We start from the raw sequence: 19,013 nt of genomic DNA, 5'->3' as shown, positions 1-19,013 counted from the left end.
TCTCCCCGGGAGGCGGCCGGAACCGGTCTATTCTCCGGGGATCAGCTCGACGGCGGTGACCGCGAGCTCGCCCTCGGAATCGTTCAGCGTCAGATCCTGAGCGTTGCCGGCGGCCTTGAGGTCGCCGATGCCCGCCCGGAGCTGCTCGAGCTGGGCGGCAGGGCCCGAGATCGTGGCGGAGGCCACCTCGGTGCGCTGCTTAACCTTGGCCTCGGACTTGGACTTGCGGAGTCCGGAGAGCGCCCGCCCCACCACCGTGAGGACCTCGGCATCGCCCGCGTCGGCGATGGCGGACCAACCCTGCGTGGTCGGCCAGGCCGCGCGGTGCACGGAACCGGCACGCCACCAGGACCACACCTCTTCCGTCGCGAACGGCAGGAACGGGGCGAACAACCTCAGCACGGCGTCGAGCGTGGTCGCCAGCGCCGCGTGAACCGAGGCCTGCTCGGCCTCACCGCGAGCGCCGTAGGCGCGGTCCTTGACCAGCTCGACGTAGTCGTCGGTGAAGGTCCAGAAAAACGACTCGGTCAGTTGCAGGGCACGCGCGTATTCGTACTTGTCGAAGGCCTCGGTCGCGGCCGTCACGACGTCCTGCAACTGCGCGAGCAGGGAGCGGTCCAGGCCGTTGGAAACCACGTCGGCCGATACACCCCGGCCGATGACCGAGGATTCGTCGACTCCCTGCATCAACACGAATTTCGACGCGTTGAGCAGCTTGATGGACAGCCGTCGGCCGATCTTCATCTGGCCCTCGTCATACGCGGTGTCCGCGCCCAGGCGCGCCGAGGCGGCCCAGTAGCGGACGGCGTCGGCCCCGTGATTCTTCAGAACCTCGTCCGGGACCACGACGTTGCCCTTGGACTTGGACATCTTCTTCCGGTCGGGATCCAGGATCCAGCCGGAGAGCGCGGTGTTGGTCCACGGAACGCTTCCCGCCAGGGTCTCCGCCCGCACGACGGAGCTGAACAACCAGGTTCGGATGATGTCGTGCCCCTGGGGGCGAAGGTCCATCGGGAACGTGACCCGGTGCAATTCGGGGTTCACGGCCCACCCGGTGGCGATCTGCGGGGTCAGGGAGGAGGTAGCCCACGTGTCCAAGACGTCCGGGTCGGCGGTGAAGCCGCCGGGCTGATCGCGCTGGGACTCGTCGTAGCCCGTGGGCGCCTGAGCGGCCGGGTCCACCGGCAACTGCTCCTCGCTCGGCACGAGCGGGGTGTCGTAGCGGGGATCGCCGTTCTCGTCCAGGGAGTACCACAGGGGGAACGGCACGCCGAAGAAGCGTTGGCGGGAGATGAGCCAGTCCCCGTTGAGGCCCTCGACCCAATTCTCGTAGCGGGAGCGCATGAAGCTCGGGTGCCACTGGATCTGGCGGCCGCGATCGATCAGGTCCTGCCGGCGGTCGGCGTCGCGGCCCCCGTTGCGGATGTACCACTGGCGTGAGGTGACGATTTCGAGGGGCTTGTCGCCCTTTTCGTAGAACTTCACCGGGTGCTTGATCGGTTTGGGGTCGCCTTCCATCTCGCCGGCCTCGGTGAGCATCTCGACCACGGCCTTTTGCGCCGAGAAGACCGTCGCGCCGGCCATGCGCTCATAGCGTTCGCGCGCCTCCGCGTCGGCGATCCATTCGGGGGTCTCCCGGGCGAAACGACCGTCGCGGCCCACCAGGGCCCGGGTCTCGAGGTTGAGCTCTCGCCACCAGGTGACGTCGGTCGTGTCGCCGAACGTGCAGATCATCGCGATGCCGGAGCCCTTATCGGGTTGGGCCAGCTCGTGGGCCTTCACGGGGACCTCGACGCCGAACAAGGGCGAGGTCACGGTGGTTCCGAAAAGGTCCTGATACCTTTCGTCCTCCGGGTGGGCCGCGAGGGCCACGCACGAGGGAAGCAGCTCGGGCCGGGTGGTCTCGATCCAGACTTTCCCGCCGTCGGGACGGTGGAAGGACACGCGGTGGTACGCGCCGTCGCGTTCCTTATCCTCGAGCTCCGCCTGGGCGACGGCCGTGCGGAACGTGACGTCCCACATCGTGGGGGCCTCGGCCATGTACGCGTTGCCCGCCTCGAGATCCTTGAGGAAAGCAAGCTGCGAGACTTTGCGCGAATGATCGTCGATCGTTCGGTAGGTGCGGTTCCAATCCACCGAGAGACCCAGGGTCATGAACAGGTGCTCGAAGACCTTCTCGTCGTCCACGGCGAGTTCTTCGCACAACTCGATGAAATTGGCGCGGGAGACGACGTCCCAGTCGCGCTGGTTCTTGGCAGGCTTCTCCGGCGGACGGTAACCCTCAATGTACGGTTTGGTCGGATCGCACCGAACGCCGTAGTAGTTCTGGACGCGGCGCTCCGTGGGCAACCCGTTGTCGTCCCAACCGAGCGGATAGAACACGTTCTTGCCCGACATCCGCTGGTAGCGGGCGATGACGTCCGTCTGCGTGTAGGAGAACATGTGGCCGACGTGCAGGGAGCCCGACGCCGTCGGAGGCGGGGTGTCGATCGAGTAGACCGAGGCGCGGTCGGTGTTCTCGTCGAACGCGTAGGTTCCTTCCTCGCGCCACTGCCGTGAGTATTTCTCCTCGAGCCCTTCGAGTCCGGGCTTATCGGGGACGGTCACCGTATTGGGCGTGTCTGTGCCCTGTGTGTAATCAGCCATGGCGTCATTCTCTCACGCTCGCGCCCCTAGGGTCCGTACGGCGGGCCGTGCCGTCACCCACGCGACCTGTGCGTACGCATCCCGCAATGTTTCCGTGAGCGACCCACGGCGTTTGTAGGCTGGCGCCATGACAAATAACACCGAACTCTTGACGCGCAACGTTGCCCCGGTCGCCGTCGTGACCGGGGCCAGCTCCGGAATCGGACGCGAAACCGCCCGCCAGCTCTCCCAGCAGGGGTGGACCGTCTATGCCGTCGCACGCCGCACGGAACGACTCGAAGAGCTCGCGGCGGCCACCGGGGCCTTGCCCCACCCGCTCGACGTGACCGACGCGCGGGCCGTCGGAGAACTCGCCGAACGGGTCATCCAGGAACAGGGCCGAGTAGACGCGCTGGTCAACGTCTCCGGCGGCGCGATCGGCACGGACGCGGTGGCCGACGGAAGCGTTCGGGACTGGACCGCGATGTATCAGCTCAACGTCATCGGAACCCTCAATATGGTCCAGGCCTTCCTGCCCTCCCTGCGGGCCAATGGCGAGGGCAGCATCCTCAACCTCACCTCGACCGCGGCCGAGGCGGGGTACGAGGGCGGCGGCGGGTACAACGCCGCCAAATCCGGGCAACGGGCCCTGACCCAGGCCTTACGCCTCGAAGAGGCCGAGAACAATATCCGCGTCATCGAGCTGTCGCCTGGACTCGTGCACACCGAAGAATTCTCCCTCAACCGCCTCGGCGGCGATCAGCAGGCCGCCGACAACGTCTACCGCGGCGTCGACAAGCCCCTGACCGCCGAAGACGTCGCCCGCATCGCCGTGTTTTCCCTGACGCTGCCGCACCACGTCAACCTGGACCAGATGACCGTCAGGCCCGTCGCGCAACCGGCCCAGCACAAGCTCATCCGGACCACGGACGCATAACCCGGTGGAAAACCCAGCACCCCGGGGGAGCCACCTCGTGCCCACCGGGCACGGCACCCGAGACCCCCGCGGACAAGAAACGATCGCCGCGCTCGTCGAGAAGATTTCCCGCCGGTGCGACCACCCCGTGCACCCCGCCTCCGTGGACGTGCAACACCCGCGGGTCGGCGACGTCGTGGCGGCGCTGCCCCCGGGGGCGCACGCGATCATCGTCCCCCTGCTGCTCTCGGCCGGCTACCACACGAGCGTGGACCTGGTGGAGGCCGCCGCGCGCTTAGGACACGACCGTCCGGCCCTGATCGCCGACCCGCTCGGCCCAGACCCCGACCTGGCCCGCCTCCAAGCCCGCAGGCTCCGCGAGCGGGGCTGGCGCCCCGGCAAACACGTCATCATGGGAGTCGTCGGTTCCTCCCTCGCCGAAGGGCAAGACGCCGCGGAACGACAGGCCGAATACCTGGCCGGCGAACTCGGAACGACCGTGACCATCGGGTACGGGGCAGCAGCACGACCCCGCATCGACGAGGCCGTCGCGTCCCTCCGCGACGAAGGGGCACGGGAGGTCTATGTCTCCTCCTACATCCTCGCCCCCGGCGTGTTCCACGACAGGCTCGAAGGCACCGAGGCGGCCACCACCGAGCCGCTCATGTCCCTGAAGGACCCCAGCTCCCTCGACCTCGTCGCCCACCTGGCCCTGCGCCGCGCCCGCCAACGGTGGGACGCCGCGACGTCGGCCCCGGAAACCTGAGCACCGAATCTCGGCGAAACCCGAGACGCGCCGTACCCCGTCACATCCCGTTGTGTGACCTCGCGAGACCTTGTGTTGATGCGTGTTGAGACAGGACTATCGCCAAGCCAGCCAGTGTTTCTAGAGTTCCACCATGGTTGCAGACACACGGGAATCCGCACACGGGTCCAACGAGAAGAAGCCTCGTTCCAAGCGGCCCAACGCTCAGTGGAAAATCGACGGCACCGCCCCGATGAACCACAACGAGGAATTCAAACTCGACGACAACGGGCTCAACGTCCGGGAACGCATCGAGAACTCCTACGCCGCAGAAGGCTTCGACGCCATCAGCGACGACGACCTCCACGGCCGCTTCCGCTGGTGGGGCCTCTACACCCAGCGACGCCCCGGAATCGACGGCGGCCGCACCGCGACCCTCGAGACCCGTGAACTCGAAGATCGCTACTTCATGATGAGGATCCGCATCGACGGGGGACAACTGACCCGCCAACAGCTGTCCACCATCGCCGGAATCTCCGAAGAATTCGGTCGCGGAACCGCCGACCTCTCGGATCGGCAAAATATCCAACTGCACTGGATCGAGATCGAATCCGTGCCGGAGATCTGGCGCAGGCTGGAAAGCGTCGGTCTCTCCACGACCGAAGCCTGCGGCGACGTCTCCCGCGTCATCCTCGGCTCGCCCGTCGCGGGCGTCTCCGACGACGAAATCCTCGACCCCACGCCCGTCATCGACGAGATCCGCGAACGCTTCATCGGCGACACCGAACTGTCCAACCTGCCCCGCAAATTCAAGACCGCGATCAGTGGCCACCCGAGCCAAGACGTCGTCCACGAGATCAACGACATCTCCCTGATCGGCGTCGTTCACCCAGAACTCGGACCCGGATTCGACCTGTGGGTCGGGGGAGGGCTCTCGACCAACCCCAAACTCGCCCTGCGCCTCGGGGCCTTCGTGAGCGTCGACCAGGCAGCAGACGTCTGGCACGGCGTGATCCGCATCTTCCGGGACTACGGCTATCGACGGCTCCGCAACCGAGCCCGCCTCAAATTCCTCATGAGCGACTGGGGCCCGGAAAAATTCCGGGAGGTCCTCGAAACCGAATACCTCGGCTACGCGCTCGCCGACGGACCGGAACCTCCCGCTCCCTCCCACACGGGCGACCACGTGGGAGTCCACCGCCAAAAGGACGGCAACTACTACGTCGGGCTCAGCCCGGTCGTCGGCCGCGTCAACGGCGGAACGCTCACCGCGCTCGCCGAACTCATGGAGCGATACGGCACGGAACGTCTGCGGACGACCCCTTATCAGAAGCTGGTCGTGCTGGACATCGCGCCGGAACGGACCGAGGAATTCGTCGCCGATGCCCGGGCCTTGGGGCTCGAGGCCACGCCCTCGGTCTTCCGACGGGACACCATGGCCTGCACCGGACTGGAATTCTGCAAACTCGCGATCGTGGACACCAAGGACACCGCGACGCGCGTCATCGCCGAGCTGGAGGAGCGACTCGCCGATGTGCGGGAGCAGCTTCCGGAGCAGCTGAGCCTCTACATCAATGGGTGCCCCAATTCCTGCGCCCGCATTCAAACCGCCGACATCGGGCTGAAAGGCCAGCTGATCCCGGACGGCGACGGTGGACAGACCTCAGGCTTTCAAGTCCATCTGGGCGGGGGCCTGGCCAATCACCACAACGATGGGACTGGGGAACTTGGCCGTACCGTTCGGGGGCTGAAAGTCGCCTCCGACGACGTCGCCCCGTACGTCGACAGGCTCGTTCGCCGATACATCGACAACCACGCCGAGGGCGAATCATTCGCCCGCTGGGCCAAAAACGCCGCCGAGGAGGACCTGACGTGAGCATGACCGAGACCGCAATGAAAGACTCCGCCGAGCAGGCGGCCGACGCGCTGGGCTGGGACGCCTCCGCGCAGGAAACCATCGCCTGGGTCGCCGAGAATTTCTCGACCGACCAGGTGGCCGTCGCGTGCTCGATGGCCGACGCCGTGCTCCCGGCGCTCGTCGCCGACCGGATGCCCGGCGTCGACGTGCTGTTCCTGGACACCGGGTACCACTTCGGCGAGACGCTGGGAACCCGTGACCTCGTGCAGGAGAGCCTCGACGTCAACGTCGTCGACCTGACCCCCGAACTGACCGTGGCCGAACAGGACGAGCAATACGGCAAGGACCTCTTCGCTCGGGACCCCGCGGAGTGCTGCCGGATGCGAAAAGTCGTCCCCCTCAACAAGGCGCTGGAGGGCTACACCGTGTGGTTCACGGGCGTACGCCGCGACGAGTCCCCCACGAGAACCGAGACGCCCCTGGTGACGTGGGACGAAACCCACGGGCTCATCAAGGTCAACCCGCTGGCGACGTGGAGCTTTGACGACCTCGTCGACTACGCGACCGACCATCGGGTACCGGTCAACATGTTGCTGACCAATGGGTATCCGTCGATCGGCTGCGAACCCTGCACCCGCCCCGTTGCCGAGGGCGAAGATCCCCGAGCCGGTCGTTGGGCCGGGCTCGCCAAAACCGAATGCGGAATCCACCTGTGAACCGCTTCTCGTCCCCGGAGGGCACTGTGACCACCTCACCTCACCTGACCGCGGAGGCACCGACCGCCGAGCTCACCGACCTCGACATCCTCGAGGCCGAAGCGATCCACATCATCCGCGAGGTCGTCGCCGAATTCGAGCGACCGGCCATGCTGTTTTCCGGCGGTAAAGACTCCGTCGTGATGACGCACGTTGCGGCCAAGGCGTTCTTCCCGGCGAAGATCCCGTTTCCGCTGGTGCACATCGACACCGGACATAATTTTCCGGAGGTGCTCGACTTTCGGGACCGGACCGTCGAGCGTCTCGGGACCCGGCTGGTCATCGGTTCGGTGCAGGACTACATCGACCGCGGCGAACTGGCGGAACGCCCGGATGGGACGCGCAACCCGCTGCAGACCGTCCCGTTGCTGGAGACCATTTCGGACCACGGTTTCGACGCGGTATTCGGCGGCGGGCGACGCGACGAGGACAAGGCCCGCGCGAAAGAGCGCGTCCTGAGCCTGCGGGACGACTTCGGGCAGTGGGACCCCCGATCCCAACGTCCCGAGCTGTGGAACCTGTACAACGGTCGTCACACGCCGGGCCAGCACGTCAGGGCGTTTCCGCTGTCCAACTGGACGGAACTCGACGTCTGGCGGTACATCGAGCGCGAGCACATCGAGCTGCCCGAGCTCTACTACGCACACACGCGCCCGACGTTCCTGCGGGACGGCATGATCCGCGCCGTGGGGGAGTTTTCGCAGCCCACTCCCGAGGAGGCCGTCTCGCCGCGTCTCGTGCGGTACCGGACCGTCGGGGACATGTCCTGCACCGGGGCCGTGGAGTCCACGGCCACGACCACCCCCGAGATCGTCCAGGAGGTCGCCGTCTCGACGGTGACCGAGCGCGGCGCGACCAGGGCGGACGACCGGATCTCCGAGGCAGCCATGGAAGATCGCAAAAAGGACGGCTATTTCTAATGACCACGACCGATACCCTCGCCGCGAAGGCCGAGGGGACCCGCACGCTCTTCCGCTTCGCCACGGCCGGCTCCGTCGACGACGGAAAGTCCACCCTGGTGGGGCGGCTCTTGTACGATGCCAAGGCGATCCTGGCCGATCAGCTGGACGCCGTCGCCCGCACCTCCGCGGAGCGCGGGTTCGGCGACGACGAGCAAGGGCTCGATTTGGCGTTGCTCACGGACGGCCTCCGGGCCGAGCGGGAGCAGGGCATCACGATCGACGTCGCGTATCGATACTTCGCGACCGACACCAGAAACTTCGTCCTGGCCGATTGCCCCGGCCACGTCGAGTACACCAAGAACACCGTCACGGGAGCGTCGACCGCCGACGCCGTGGTCCTCTTGGTCGACGCGCGGCACGGTGTCCTGGAACAGACGCGCCGACACCTCGCCGTGACCAGGCTCTTGCGGGTTCCCCACGTCGTGGTGGCCGTCAACAAGATCGACCTGGTGGACTACGACGAAAACGCCTATCGCGCCATCACGCACGATCTTCAGTCGATCGCGGATGATCTCGGCGTCGACGGACGCCTCACCGCGGTCCCGGTCTCGGCCCTCAAGGGGGACAACGTCGTGACGGGCTCCGATCGCACGCCGTGGTACTCGGGGCCAACCCTTCTCGGGCTCCTGGAGAGCCTTCCCGACAAGTCCCAGGTGATGCGGTCGGCCGAACCCTTCCGGCTCGCCGTCCAGTCCGTGATCAGGCCGCAGGGCGGCCTGGCGCCGGGCCTGGACCCCGATGATTTTCGCGATTTCCGGGGCTATACCGGACAGGTCTCCTCCGGGGCGATCCGCGTCGGGGACGAGATCCAGATCGCGGCAACGGGAACCACGGCCCACGTCACGGCGCTGTGGAACGGGAGTCACCGGATGGAGACCGCCCGGTCGCCCCAGGCCGTCACGGTGGAGATCGACAGTGACCTCGACATTTCGCGGGGGACCATGTTGTGTGCCGCCGCGACGGCCCCGCCGACGCTGAGCACCTTCGACGCCCGGGTCGCGTGGCTGTCCGACCGGGAGATCACGGCCGGAAGTAAGGTCCTGGTCAAGCACGGAACGGCCACCGTCAAGGCGATTATCACGGAAATCGGTGGCCGCCTGGACCTGCAGGACCTCGCCGAACGGCCGGCCGCGTCGCTCGGTCTGAACGACATCGGTTCCGTCACGATCCGGACGGCCTCTCCGCTACCGGTCGAAGATTACGAAGCCCACCGCCATACCGGGGCCTTTTTGGTCATCGATCCCCGGTCGGGTGATACCTGGGGCGCGGGCATCGCCTCCCGACAGCCCGTGCCGCAACCCGAGGAATTCGGGGACTGGCTGGAATCAAGCGAATAGCAGGTACGCATCATGACTTACCCCCTGGGCCTGTCCCTGGCCGGGCGCCGCGTGCTGGTCGTCGGCGGGGGACCCGTCGCGGCCCGTCGCCTCGAGGCTCTCGTGGCCGAGCAGGCCGATGTGCACGTGGTCTCCCCGGACGTCGAGGAATCCATCGCCCGGTTGAGCCACCGGGGAAGGCTGACCTGGCACCGGAGGAGGTTTCACACCACGGACGTGAACGGCGCGTGGCTCGTTTTCGCGCACACCTCGGACCCCGAGACGCAGGATGCCGTGGCGCTGGAGGCCGAGTCGCGGAGCACGTTCTGCGTTAAGGGAGGCGATCCCGACGAGGCAAGCGCGCACGTACCGGCCGTGGCCCGGTTCAATGGGGTCACGGTCGGCATCAACGCGAGCCGCGATCCGAAGCGCGCGGTCGCGGTCGCCGCGGAGATCCGCGCGGCGCTAGAAACGGGGGAGCTGCCCAGCGAGGCCCGGCGAGAGGGAGGCGCGGCGACGTCTCACCAGCCCGCGGGCACCGTTGCCCTGGTGGGCGGCGGACCGGGAGACACCGGACTGCTGACCGTTCGCGGTCGATTCCTGCTGGCCTCGGCCGACATCGTGGTCGCCGACCGACTGGGCCCGAGGAAAATCTTGGACCGTCTGCCCGAGACCGCGCGGGTCATCGAGGTCGGAAAACGTCCCGGGAATCATCCGGTGACCCAGGACGAGATCAACCAGATCCTGGTCCGCGAGGCCCGCAAGGGGCATCGCGTGGTGCGCCTCAAGGGCGGCGACCCCTTCGTCCTCGGGCGCGGCGGCGAGGAAACGGAATACTGCGCTCGGCACGACGTTCCCACCGAGGTCGTCCCCGGGGTAACCTCCGCGATCTCCGTGCCGGCGGCAGCGGGCATACCCGTGACGCACCGCGGGGTCGCCGCGGGCTTCACCGTGGTGACCGGACACCAGCAGATCGAGGCTCTTCCCCAGCGGGACGATCACACGATCATCCTCCTCATGGGCGTCGCCAAGCTGTCCCAGGCCACCGAAGGGATCATGGGATCCGGGCGGTCGGCGTCGACCCCCGTGGCCATCATCGAAAGAGGCTGGACCGAGCACCAGCGCACCACCTTCGGGCGGCTGAGTGACATTGCGGACCAGGCCAAACGGGTCGGCGTCACGTCCCCGGCCGTGATCGTGGTGGGCGAGGTCGTGCGCCTGTCGCCCGGCTACCCGGATTCGACGAGGCGAATCTCACCTGACGTGTCGGTAGACCTGCACGGCTGAGGCTATCAGCGGAAGCTGCAGCGGCAGACGGCCCCACGCGATGGCTTGAGCGGTGGGAGAGGCCCCGCGGCTATCCCATGCCATCTGAAAGTTTCCGGGCCATACGCCCACGTACAGTGCGGCCGCGGCGAGTCCACCGATGCGCCGGGTGCGCGGGTAGAGCAGAAGCCCGGCGACCCCCAGCTCCAGCGCGCCCGAGCCGAGGGTCCAGAGTCGTGCCGAGCCGGGAAGGCGCGGGGGGATCAAACGGTCGAAGGGCTCGGGGCGGAGACCGTGGAGTACTCCCATGGCACCCAGGGCTATCCCCTGGAAGCGTGCGGATCTGTGGGCGCGGCGCTTCTGTTTCTCGTTCGTCATCGTCCCAGTATAGGAGCCGTTTTTTCGTGACGAGGGGTTAGACAGGACTGACCCATCTGCCTAGACTGAGAGGCAGTGCGAAGACCCGGCCATCACCGGCGAGCAATCCGGAAGAACGGGCAGTACCTGTGTTCTCCCCTCGATGCGTTGCGGCGCGGGAGCCCACGGAATAGATACAGCCTCACTAGACCCGGACGGGTAGGCCCGAGACAGCCGTCATGAAGCGGCCGATGCCGCTGAGACACCCCCGCGGTGGCCCCAGGGTCACCGCGGGACGTCTCGGCGTCCTCGGCAAGTGAGGTGGTACCGCGCCGATTCGGCGTCCTGACGCAACCGAATGTTCCTTTTCGAGAACCAGGATGTCCGCGTGAGCAATCACTATCCCAAGGCGACCAATTCGTCATCGCAGTCCGTACCGGCGTCACCGTCTTTCCCTGAGCTCGAGGAAAAGGTCCTCGACTATTGGAACGAAGACGGCACGTTCCAGGCCAGCATCTCGCAGCGGGACCAGGGACAAGGGGCGACGGACGAATTCGTCTTCTACGACGGGCCTCCCTTCGCCAATGGCCTGCCGCATTACGGCCACCTTCTGACCGGGTACGTCAAGGATCTCGTCGCCCGGTACCAGACCCAGCGCGGGCATAAGGTCGATCGCCGATTCGGTTGGGACACCCACGGGCTTCCGGCGGAACTGGAAGCCATGAAGCAACTCGGCATGACCGATAAGCGGCAGATCGAGGACATGGGCATCGACAAATTCAACGATGCGTGCCGTTCGTCCGTCCTGCGGTACACCGACGAGTGGGAGAAATACGTCACCCGCCAGGCCCGATGGGTGGACTTCGAGAACGACTACAAGACGCTCAACGTTGAGTACATGGAGTCGGTGATCTGGGTCTACAAGCAGCTTCACGAGAAGGGCCTGACCTACCAGGGCTTCCGCGTGCTGCCCTACTGCTGGAAGGACGAGACGCCGCTGTCCAACCACGAATTGCGGATGGACGACGACGTCTACAAGGACCGTCAAGACCCCACGGTCACCGTCTCCTTCACGCTGCGGGACGGCGAGACCGAGATCAGCCACGAGCTCGCGGGCGTCGCGGCGATCGGCTGGACGACCACGCCGTGGACTCTGCCGGCCAACCTCGCCCTGGCCGTGGGACCCGAGATCGACTACGTCGTGCTGCCCGCCGGGCCGCAGGGGACCGCCGCCGACGCCTCGCGCTACCTCCTCGCGGCGGAGCGATTGGCCGATTACGCCACGGACCTCGGCTACGACGACGCCGATGCGGCCCAGGCCGCCGTCCAGGCCCATTACCAGGGCCGCGATCTCGAGGGCCTTCGTTACGAACCGCTCTTCGACACGTTCGTCGGCCATGATTCCTACGACACCTCTCAGGCGTGGCAGGTTCTGCTCGCCGATTACGTGACGACCACCGACGGTACCGGCGTGGTGCATCAGGCCCCCGCCTACGGTGAAGACGACCAGGCGACGTGCGACCGCTACGGTATCCCCGTGATCCTGACGGTGGACGAAGGCGCCAAGGTGCTCCCGCTCTTCCGGGGGACCGAGCTCGAGGACATCGTCGGGCTCCAGGTCTTCGAGTCCAATACTCCGATCATCCGGCACCTGCGTGCCAAGAACGTGCTGTTGCGCGAAAAGTCCTACGTGCACTCCTACCCCCACTGCTGGCGCTGCCGAAACCCCCTGATCTACCGCGCGATCACCAGCTGGTACGTTGCGGTGAGCCAGTTCAAGGACCGCATGGTCGAGCTCAACGAGCAGATCAACTGGATCCCCGAGAACGTCAAGCACGGGCAGTTCGGCAAGTGGCTCGAGAACGCGCGGGACTGGTCGATTTCACGGAACCGTTATTGGGGTTCGCCGATCCCCGTGTGGGTCTCGGACGACCCAAATTACCCCCGCACGGATGTCTACGGCTCGCTGGCCGAGCTCGAGGCGGACTTCGGACGCATGCCGCTGAATCACGAGGGGCAGCCGGACCTCCACCGTCCCTTTATCGACGAGCTGACGCGGCCCAACCCCGACGACCCGACCGGACGCTCGACCATGAGGCGAGTTCCGGACGTCTTGGACGTCTGGTTCGACTCGGGGTCCATGCCGTACGGGCAGGTGCACTACCCGTTCGAGAATAAGGAGTGGTTCGAGAATCACTATCCGGCGGACTTCATCGTCGAATACATCGGCCAGACCCGCGGGTGGTTCTACACGCTCCACATCCTCTCCACGGCCCTCTTCGACCGCCCGGCCTTCACCAACGTGATCTCGCACGGGATCGTGCTCGGTTCGGACGGGCAGAAGATGTCCAAGTCCCTCCAGAACTATCCCGACGTCACCGAGGTGTTGGACCGGGACGGCTCCGACGCGATGCGCTGGTTCCTGATGTCCTCGCCGATCCTGCGTGGCGGAAACCTGATTGTCACCGAACGGGGGATTCGCGAAGGCGTCCGGCAGGTCATGCTTCCGTTGTGGAACGCTTATCACTTCCTGACGCTCTACACGAACGCCGCTTTCGACGGCAAGGGATACGACGCGCGGTTGCGATACTCGAGCGATCACGTGATGGATCGGTTCATCCTGGCCAAGACGCGGCAGCTGGTCGAGCAGGTCACGGAAGACTTCGACGCTTACGACGTCTGGAGCGCGTGCGAGCACTTGCGCGTCTACACGGACGCGCTGACCAACTGGTACGTCCGCCGTTCCCGCGAACGGTTCTTCGACGAGGACATCGCCGCTTTCGACGTTCTGTACACGTGCCTCGAGACGATGTGTCGCGTGGCTGCACCGTTGCTTCCGCTCGAAACGGAAGAGATCTGGCGGGGGCTCACCGGTGGCCGGTCCGTTCACCTGACCGACTGGCCGACGCCGGGAGCCTTCGCGGAAGAAAGCGATCTCGTCGAGCTCATGGAGACCACCCGGGCCATCTGTTCGGCGGGCTCCGCGTTGCGCAAGGCGGAAAACCTCCGCGTGCGCCAGCCGCTGGCGAGCCTGACGGTCGCGGTTCCGCGGGGCAAGGAGTTGGCCGGTACGTTTGCGGGCATCATTGCCTCGGAGCTGAACATCAAGAGCGTCGAGGTGCTCGCCGCGGACGAGGTCTCGCCCGAGGACTACGGGATTTCCCGGAGCCTTAAGGTCAATGCTCGCGCCGCGGGTCCTCGCCTCGGCAAGCAGGTCCAGGCGGCCATCAAGGCCTCCAAATCGGGGGATTGGGAGGTGCGCGAGGACGGCACCGTCGTGGTCGGCATGCGCGCCGATGGTAGCGGGTTCGCCCTGGAGCCCGGGGAATACGAGCTGGAAACCGTGGTCGCCGAGGGTGAGGGCCAAGGCCGCGCCGTCTCCGTGATCGACGGCGGCTTCCTGGTCCTGGACACCGAGCTGACCGACGACCTGTTGGCCGAAGGCGCCGCCCGCGACATGATCCGTACGATCCAGCAGGCCCGCAAGGATGCCGGGCTCAAGGTCAGCGACCGCATCACCACGGTGATCCGGGACCACGAAGAGACATTGAGCGCGATCCGCGCCCACGAAGCCCTGGTGACGGGGGAGACCCTGACCGCCCACCTGGTGCTCGAGGCCGCCGAGGCGCCGTCGGTCACCGTGGAAGCGGTCGCCGACGATCACGCGAAGAAGGATGCATGAGCGACCAACCATTCCGCGACAACGACTCCAGCGAGGAACCGGACGACCTTCCCGAGGAACTCAACCCCCTCGGGCCGGAGGACGCAGAAATCGCCGAGGAGATCGACCTCGACGACGTGACGAGCATGGAGGGTCTCTCCGACCTCCCGACGCCGGCCCGCGAGGACTCGGGGGACATCATGGATGACGTCTTCTCGGTCGAGTCCATCTACGCCGAACTTCGGGGGCGCGCTCCGGAGACCGAGATGGCACCGCGTTTGGACGCGATGCGTCTGGCGATGGATTACCTCGGGGACCCGGCACACAGCGCCCCGGTCATCCACGTCACCGGAACCAACGGCAAGACCTCGACGGCCCGGCTCGTCGAGCGTCTGGTCATGGCCCACGACCTAAGGCCCGGCCGGTATACCTCTCCGCACCTGGAGCGCGTCAACGAGCGCATCAGCGTGGATGGGGAACCGGTTGCCGACCGCACGTTTGTCCGCGTCTGGGACGAGATCCGCCCGTTTCTCCAGATGGTGGACGCGCGCCTCGAAGAACAGGGCGAGGTTCCCCTGACCGAATTCGAGGCCATGACGGCCCTGGCCTTCGCGATCTTCGCCGATGCGCCCGTGGACGTCATGATTCTCGAGGTCGGGCTGGGCGGCCTGTGGGACGCCACCAATGTCGCCGACGCCCAGGTTTCCGTCGTGACCCCGATCGATCTCGACCACACGCAGATGCTGGGCGAGACCGTCGAGGAGATCGCCCGGGAAAAGGCCGGAATCATCAAGCAGGACGGCTTTCTCGTCTCCGCGGCGCAGCAACCGAGCGTCGCCGAGATCCTCCTCCAGACGGCACGGGAGAATTCGGCGGAATTTCGTTTCGAAGGGGTCGAATTCGGGGTAGCGGACCGAACCCCCGGGGTCGGGGGACAGGTCCTGACGGTCCAGGGACTGGCCGGCCGATACGAGGAGATCGCGCTCCCGCTCCTCGGGGCCCATCAGGCGGAAAATGCCGCCCTTGCGATCACGGCCGTCGAGGCCTTTCTGGGCGGAGGCGGCAAGGAGCTGTCGGTGGATCTGGTGCGCACGGCATTCGAGGAAGCCACCTCACCGGGCCGCCTCGAGGTGGTGCGCAACGCCCCCGTGGTCATCCTGGATGCCGCCCACAATCCCCACGGCGTCGCAGCCTCCGCTCGGGCCGTCGAGGAGTCCTTCGATGTCCGGCAGCTCAATATCGTGGTCGGAATCCTCCAGGACAAGGACGCTCGGTCCATGCTGAACATCATGCGTGAGAAATACGCGGAGTCCCCGGAATTCGATGCGCGCTTGTACGTCACGGCCTCGACCTCGCCGCGGGCCATCCCCGCGGAGGACCTGGCGGAGATGGCCTTCGACGCCGGATTCGACGAGGACCAGGTGGAAGTTCACGACCGTCTCGACAACGCCACGGTGGCCGCGATTTCCGACGCCGCCACCCGCGAGGAACTCGACGCCGCCGTCCTTGTCACGGGGTCGATCACCGTGGTCGGCGAAGCCCGAGTGCTGCTCGGACACTAGGAGAAGAACATGGCACGCCTTACTAAAGCGCAGCGCGAATGGCGGCCCGGCCAGATCAAGAAGCCCGGGTCCGTCAAGGTGATGTTCGCGTCGACCGTCCTGCTTCTGGAGGCCTTCGTGGTCTTTTTTGGAACCCTCGCGTATTTCGGACTGCAACACCTGCACTCGGACGTGGGGGTCAAATCCGGCGTCATGATCGGCGGCGTGATCCTGGCTGCGGCCTTCGTGGCCAACTGCGCGGTGTTACGGAAGCCGTGGGGTTACGCGGCGGGATGGATCTTGCAACTGGTCCTGGTCGCCACCGGTTTCCTTCTGCCGGCGATGTTCGTCATCGGGCTCTGCTTCTTGGCGGCGTGGTGGTATTCCATGCTGACCGGGACAAAGATCGACCGGGAGAAGAAAGAGCGCTGGGATGCCGAACTCGAGTGGGAACGGACGCACGGTGCCGGCTAGAAGTCCGTGGCCGTCTCTTCTCCGCGGTGGGTAGGCCGTCGCCGTGCTGGGTCGGCGGATCCTGTGGCACGGCCGATCCCGACCGCATCGATCTCGAGCTGGAATCGCGCGCGGTCTTCGGGTCGTGGCGGACCAAGGGTAAGGCTCGATCCCGTGACCTGGAGGCCGCGCAGAGGGTCCTCCGGCTCCTGAACGGCCCCCAGACCGTGCCCACGGTCCTGGTCACGGGCTCTAAAGGAAAGGGTCAGGTGGCCGCCACGGCCGCCGCGCACCTTTCGGCCGCGGGCCTCCGGGCGGGGTTGGTGTCCTCGCCGGGGCTGCTGTCCAACCTGGACCGGTTCACACTGGATGGGGCCGTCGTCGGCGTCGATCACTATAACCGTTGGCTGCGCCGCTTGGACGAGGCCGTGTCGGAGGTCGGAGCGACCCCCGACGGATACCTGTCGCCAACGGGCCTGATGACCGTGATGGGTCACGCCATGCTGACGGGCGCCGGGGCCGAAGTGATCGTGCATGAGGCCGGAATGGGCGGCGCCCACGACGAGATCTCCCTCTTCGATCGCCTGTGCGTGGGCCTGACCAGCATTTTTCCTGAGCATCTGGACGTTTTCGGCCCCGATCTGGAACACGTTGCGTGGGAAAAGTGCGGGCTGCTTCGGGATGGCGACGTGGCGTGGTCGGTGCCCCAAAGCCCGATTCCGGCGGCGGTCCTCAACCGGGTGATCGCGCGGACCGGTGCCGAGGTCCACACGGTCGAGCCGGGCGAGGTCGCGGCCCAGAATCTGGCCCTCGGTCGGGCGCTGGCCGGGTCCGCGGCGCGTGAGTGGGCCATCCTCCCACCGACGGACGGCCCCGAGGTGCGCCGTCCCGGTCGGGGCCAGACGTACCTCACGGAACGAGGCGCCAGGATCATGATCGATGCCAGCATCGATCCCGTGGGGTGTGCGGCAACCATCGCCAGAGCGCGTCACGACTGGGGGCGCGTGGACCGCGTCGCGTGGTCCGCGCCGAGGACCAAGAATCTGGTGGGAATCGCCGACTGGCTCGATCGCGAGGGCCTGCCTCACGAGTACGTGACCCTGGCCGGCAGCCACCTCGACTATGACCTTCCCCCGGAATTGAGCAGACGCCTCCGCCCGAGACCACGTGAGGGGCTGCTGGGTACGGTCACGGACCGTACCGTGTTCCTGGGGACCATTTCCTTCGGAACTTCCCTCCTGCGAGAGATGGGCGTCACCATAGATCGGATCTACGGCCCGGATAGGATCGAAGCAGAAGACACGAACGACACGAGGAGTTAACAGATGACGGAACGTTCATTGGTCCTGGTCAAGCCCGACGGCGTCGAGCGGAATCTGGTGGGGGAGATCCTCTCTCGCATCGAAACCAAGGGCTTTCGGATCGCGGAGTTGCGGCGCCTGTCCGCGACGCGAGAGATCCTGGAACAGCACTACGAGGAGCACCAAGGTAAGCCCTTCTACGAGCCGCTCCTCGAATTCATGATGTCGGGCCCGGTGGTCGCCGCCGTCATCGAGGGCGACCGCGTGATCGAGGCGGTCCGCACCATGATGGGGCCGTCGGATCCGACGACGGCCGCTCCCGGCACCATCCGCGGCGATCTGGGACGCGACTGGGGCGAGAAGGTTCAGAAGAACCTCGTTCACGGTTCCGACTCCGTCGAGTCGGCCGAGCGCGAGATCTCCATCTGGTTCGGCTAATCCCCAGAGCACAACAGAACCGCCCCGGTGCCGCATGGCGCCGGGGCGGTTCTGTTGTGGCCGGTTAGAACATCGCCAAGATATTCGCGAAGAACCTGATGAAGATGATCCCGAAAATGACCAAGAGGATCATGACGATGAGGAACCAATTCCACCGCGGGAGCGTCTCGGCGACCCGCGGCGAGACCGGAATCGCTCCGATCCTGATGTTATGCATGGTGATGCTGACCGACAGGATGGTTTGGACGACCCACACGACCATGCAGTACAGGCAGAGGGCATCGATCTGGAAGGTGGTTTGATACCACAGCCAAAAGGTGAACAGCGATCCGAGGATGGTGCCGATGTCGACGCAGATCCAATACCAGCGCGAGAACCGCGCGCCGGCCAACATCGCCGTGCCCAGGGTGAGGATGATGGTGTAAGCGACGAGCCCGATGAAGGGATTCGGGAAGCCGAAAAGCTCGGCCTGCGGGGTGCGCATGACCGTGCCGCAGTTCAGAAGGGCGTTGATGTCGCAGCTCGACTTGTGCCCGGCGTCCAGGTAGACCTGCAACCGCTCAAAGACCAGGGCCGCGGCCGCGAAGAACCCGACGGCCCCCGTCACGATGAGAAGCCAGATGAACCGTTTCTCGGTGGCCCCGCCGGCTTCCGCGGGGACGCGGTCCGTGCCGCGGGGCGCCGCATGGTCGAGGCTGGAAGTGCTCACGAGAATGTCCTTGGGGGTTGGAGAGTGCGGCAGGACGCCGCGTCTTTCAGAATTATCCTAGCCATCGGCGGCTCTAAAGGCCCGTGAGATGACCCGAATCTCAACTGAGA

At 66.2% G+C, this 19,013-nt stretch carries 15 protein-coding genes; 12 read left to right on the top strand and 3 right to left on the bottom strand.

The features are described 5' to 3' along the window. Window positions 1–27: 27 nt before the first annotated feature. Window positions 28–2,646: a valine--tRNA ligase gene (valS, locus tag CURSPS6_RS04385; RefSeq protein WP_030014410.1), complete on the bottom strand. Its 2,619-nt coding sequence runs from the start codon at window positions 2,644–2,646 to the stop codon at window positions 28–30. A 127-nt stretch (window positions 2,647–2,773) separates the two neighbouring features. Between valS and CURSPS6_RS04380 the strand changes: the two genes are divergently transcribed. From CURSPS6_RS04380 to cobA, 7 genes are all read left to right on the top strand, one after another. After that, the gene (locus CURSPS6_RS04380; protein WP_030014409.1) at window positions 2,774–3,562 is read left to right on the top strand and encodes an SDR family oxidoreductase; all 789 of its coding nucleotides are present in this window, start codon (window positions 2,774–2,776) and stop codon (window positions 3,560–3,562) included. Between the two features lie 37 nt (window positions 3,563–3,599). Next, a complete protein-coding gene (locus CURSPS6_RS04375) occupies window positions 3,600–4,307 on the top strand; it encodes a sirohydrochlorin chelatase (protein WP_051687626.1) in 708 nt (235 codons plus the stop codon). Between the two features lie 133 nt (window positions 4,308–4,440). After that, window positions 4,441–6,162: a nitrite/sulfite reductase gene (locus CURSPS6_RS04370; RefSeq protein WP_030014406.1), complete on the top strand. Its 1,722-nt coding sequence runs from the start codon at window positions 4,441–4,443 to the stop codon at window positions 6,160–6,162. Window positions 6,163–6,164: 2 nt separating this feature from the next. After that, window positions 6,165–6,860, top strand: a complete 696-nt coding sequence (locus CURSPS6_RS04365; RefSeq protein WP_030014405.1) for a phosphoadenylyl-sulfate reductase — start codon at window positions 6,165–6,167, stop codon at window positions 6,858–6,860. Continuing rightward, the gene (gene cysD, locus CURSPS6_RS04360) at window positions 6,842–7,819 is read left to right on the top strand and encodes a sulfate adenylyltransferase subunit CysD (RefSeq protein WP_082470062.1); all 978 of its coding nucleotides are present in this window, start codon (window positions 6,842–6,844) and stop codon (window positions 7,817–7,819) included. Before CURSPS6_RS04365 ends, cysD begins: the two co-directional genes overlap by 19 nt. Further along, the gene (locus CURSPS6_RS04355; RefSeq protein WP_051687625.1) at window positions 7,819–9,198 is read left to right on the top strand and encodes a sulfate adenylyltransferase subunit 1; all 1,380 of its coding nucleotides are present in this window, start codon (window positions 7,819–7,821) and stop codon (window positions 9,196–9,198) included. The genes cysD and CURSPS6_RS04355 overlap by 1 nt, the downstream gene beginning before the upstream one ends. 12 nt (window positions 9,199–9,210) lie before the next feature. Beyond that, a complete protein-coding gene (gene cobA, locus CURSPS6_RS04350) occupies window positions 9,211–10,464 on the top strand; it encodes a uroporphyrinogen-III C-methyltransferase (protein WP_030014401.1) in 1,254 nt (417 codons plus the stop codon). On the opposite strand, the gene CURSPS6_RS04345 is transcribed toward cobA, so the two are convergent. Beyond that, the gene (locus tag CURSPS6_RS04345) at window positions 10,432–10,821 is read right to left on the bottom strand and encodes a membrane protein (protein WP_030014400.1); all 390 of its coding nucleotides are present in this window, start codon (window positions 10,819–10,821) and stop codon (window positions 10,432–10,434) included. The genes cobA and CURSPS6_RS04345 overlap by 33 nt on opposite strands. A 337-nt stretch (window positions 10,822–11,158) precedes the next feature. Between CURSPS6_RS04345 and ileS the strand changes: the two genes are divergently transcribed. The 5 genes from ileS to ndk are packed head-to-tail and all read left to right on the top strand — an operon-like array spanning window position 11,159 to window position 18,194. Next, window positions 11,159–14,482, top strand: coding sequence for an isoleucine--tRNA ligase (gene ileS, locus CURSPS6_RS04340; protein ID WP_051687624.1), 3,324 nt, complete (start codon window positions 11,159–11,161; stop codon window positions 14,480–14,482). Continuing rightward, window positions 14,479–16,023: a bifunctional folylpolyglutamate synthase/dihydrofolate synthase gene (locus CURSPS6_RS04335; protein WP_152978053.1), complete on the top strand. Its 1,545-nt coding sequence runs from the start codon at window positions 14,479–14,481 to the stop codon at window positions 16,021–16,023. The genes ileS and CURSPS6_RS04335 overlap by 4 nt, the downstream gene beginning before the upstream one ends. Before the next feature lie 9 nt (window positions 16,024–16,032). Further along, on the top strand, window positions 16,033–16,476 hold the full coding sequence (locus CURSPS6_RS04330) for a DUF4233 domain-containing protein (protein WP_030014396.1): 444 nt from the start codon (window positions 16,033–16,035) through the stop codon (window positions 16,474–16,476). A gap of 26 nt (window positions 16,477–16,502) precedes the next feature. Then, window positions 16,503–17,777: a hypothetical protein gene (locus tag CURSPS6_RS04325; RefSeq protein WP_152978052.1), complete on the top strand. Its 1,275-nt coding sequence runs from the start codon at window positions 16,503–16,505 to the stop codon at window positions 17,775–17,777. 3 nt (window positions 17,778–17,780) lie between these two features. Beyond that, on the top strand, window positions 17,781–18,194 hold the full coding sequence (ndk, locus tag CURSPS6_RS04320) for a nucleoside-diphosphate kinase (protein ID WP_030014393.1): 414 nt from the start codon (window positions 17,781–17,783) through the stop codon (window positions 18,192–18,194). Between the two features lie 64 nt (window positions 18,195–18,258). Here ndk and CURSPS6_RS04315 read toward each other — a convergent pair whose 3' ends face one another. Beyond that, window positions 18,259–18,903: a vitamin K epoxide reductase family protein gene (locus CURSPS6_RS04315; protein WP_235503669.1), complete on the bottom strand. Its 645-nt coding sequence runs from the start codon at window positions 18,901–18,903 to the stop codon at window positions 18,259–18,261. Between the last annotated feature and the right edge of the window lie 110 nt (window positions 18,904–19,013).

It is taken from the genome of Curtobacterium sp. S6 (assembly GCF_000710345.2).
Lineage (GTDB): Bacteria > Actinomycetota > Actinomycetes > Actinomycetales > Micrococcaceae > Rothia.
The sequence above is the reverse complement of the archived record's forward strand: the minus strand, read 5'-3'. Positions and strand labels throughout refer to the sequence as shown.

Coding starts and splice junctions, on each gene's coding strand:
- valS (WP_030014410.1), bottom strand. CDS start 2,646: ATGGCTGATTACACACAGGGCACAGACACGCCCAATACGGTGACCGTC.
- CURSPS6_RS04380 (WP_030014409.1), top strand. CDS start 2,774: ATGACAAATAACACCGAACTCTTGACGCGCAACGTTGCCCCGGTCGCC.
- CURSPS6_RS04370 (WP_030014406.1), top strand. CDS start 4,441: ATGGTTGCAGACACACGGGAATCCGCACACGGGTCCAACGAGAAGAAG.
- CURSPS6_RS04365 (WP_030014405.1), top strand. CDS start 6,165: ATGACCGAGACCGCAATGAAAGACTCCGCCGAGCAGGCGGCCGACGCG.
- cysD (WP_082470062.1), top strand. CDS start 6,842: ATGCGGAATCCACCTGTGAACCGCTTCTCGTCCCCGGAGGGCACTGTG.
- CURSPS6_RS04355 (WP_051687625.1), top strand. CDS start 7,819: ATGACCACGACCGATACCCTCGCCGCGAAGGCCGAGGGGACCCGCACG.
- cobA (WP_030014401.1), top strand. CDS start 9,211: ATGACTTACCCCCTGGGCCTGTCCCTGGCCGGGCGCCGCGTGCTGGTC.
- CURSPS6_RS04345 (WP_030014400.1), bottom strand. CDS start 10,821: ATGACGAACGAGAAACAGAAGCGCCGCGCCCACAGATCCGCACGCTTC.
- ileS (WP_051687624.1), top strand. CDS start 11,159: ATGTTCCTTTTCGAGAACCAGGATGTCCGCGTGAGCAATCACTATCCC.
- CURSPS6_RS04335 (WP_152978053.1), top strand. CDS start 14,479: ATGAGCGACCAACCATTCCGCGACAACGACTCCAGCGAGGAACCGGAC.
- CURSPS6_RS04330 (WP_030014396.1), top strand. CDS start 16,033: ATGGCACGCCTTACTAAAGCGCAGCGCGAATGGCGGCCCGGCCAGATC.
- ndk (WP_030014393.1), top strand. CDS start 17,781: ATGACGGAACGTTCATTGGTCCTGGTCAAGCCCGACGGCGTCGAGCGG.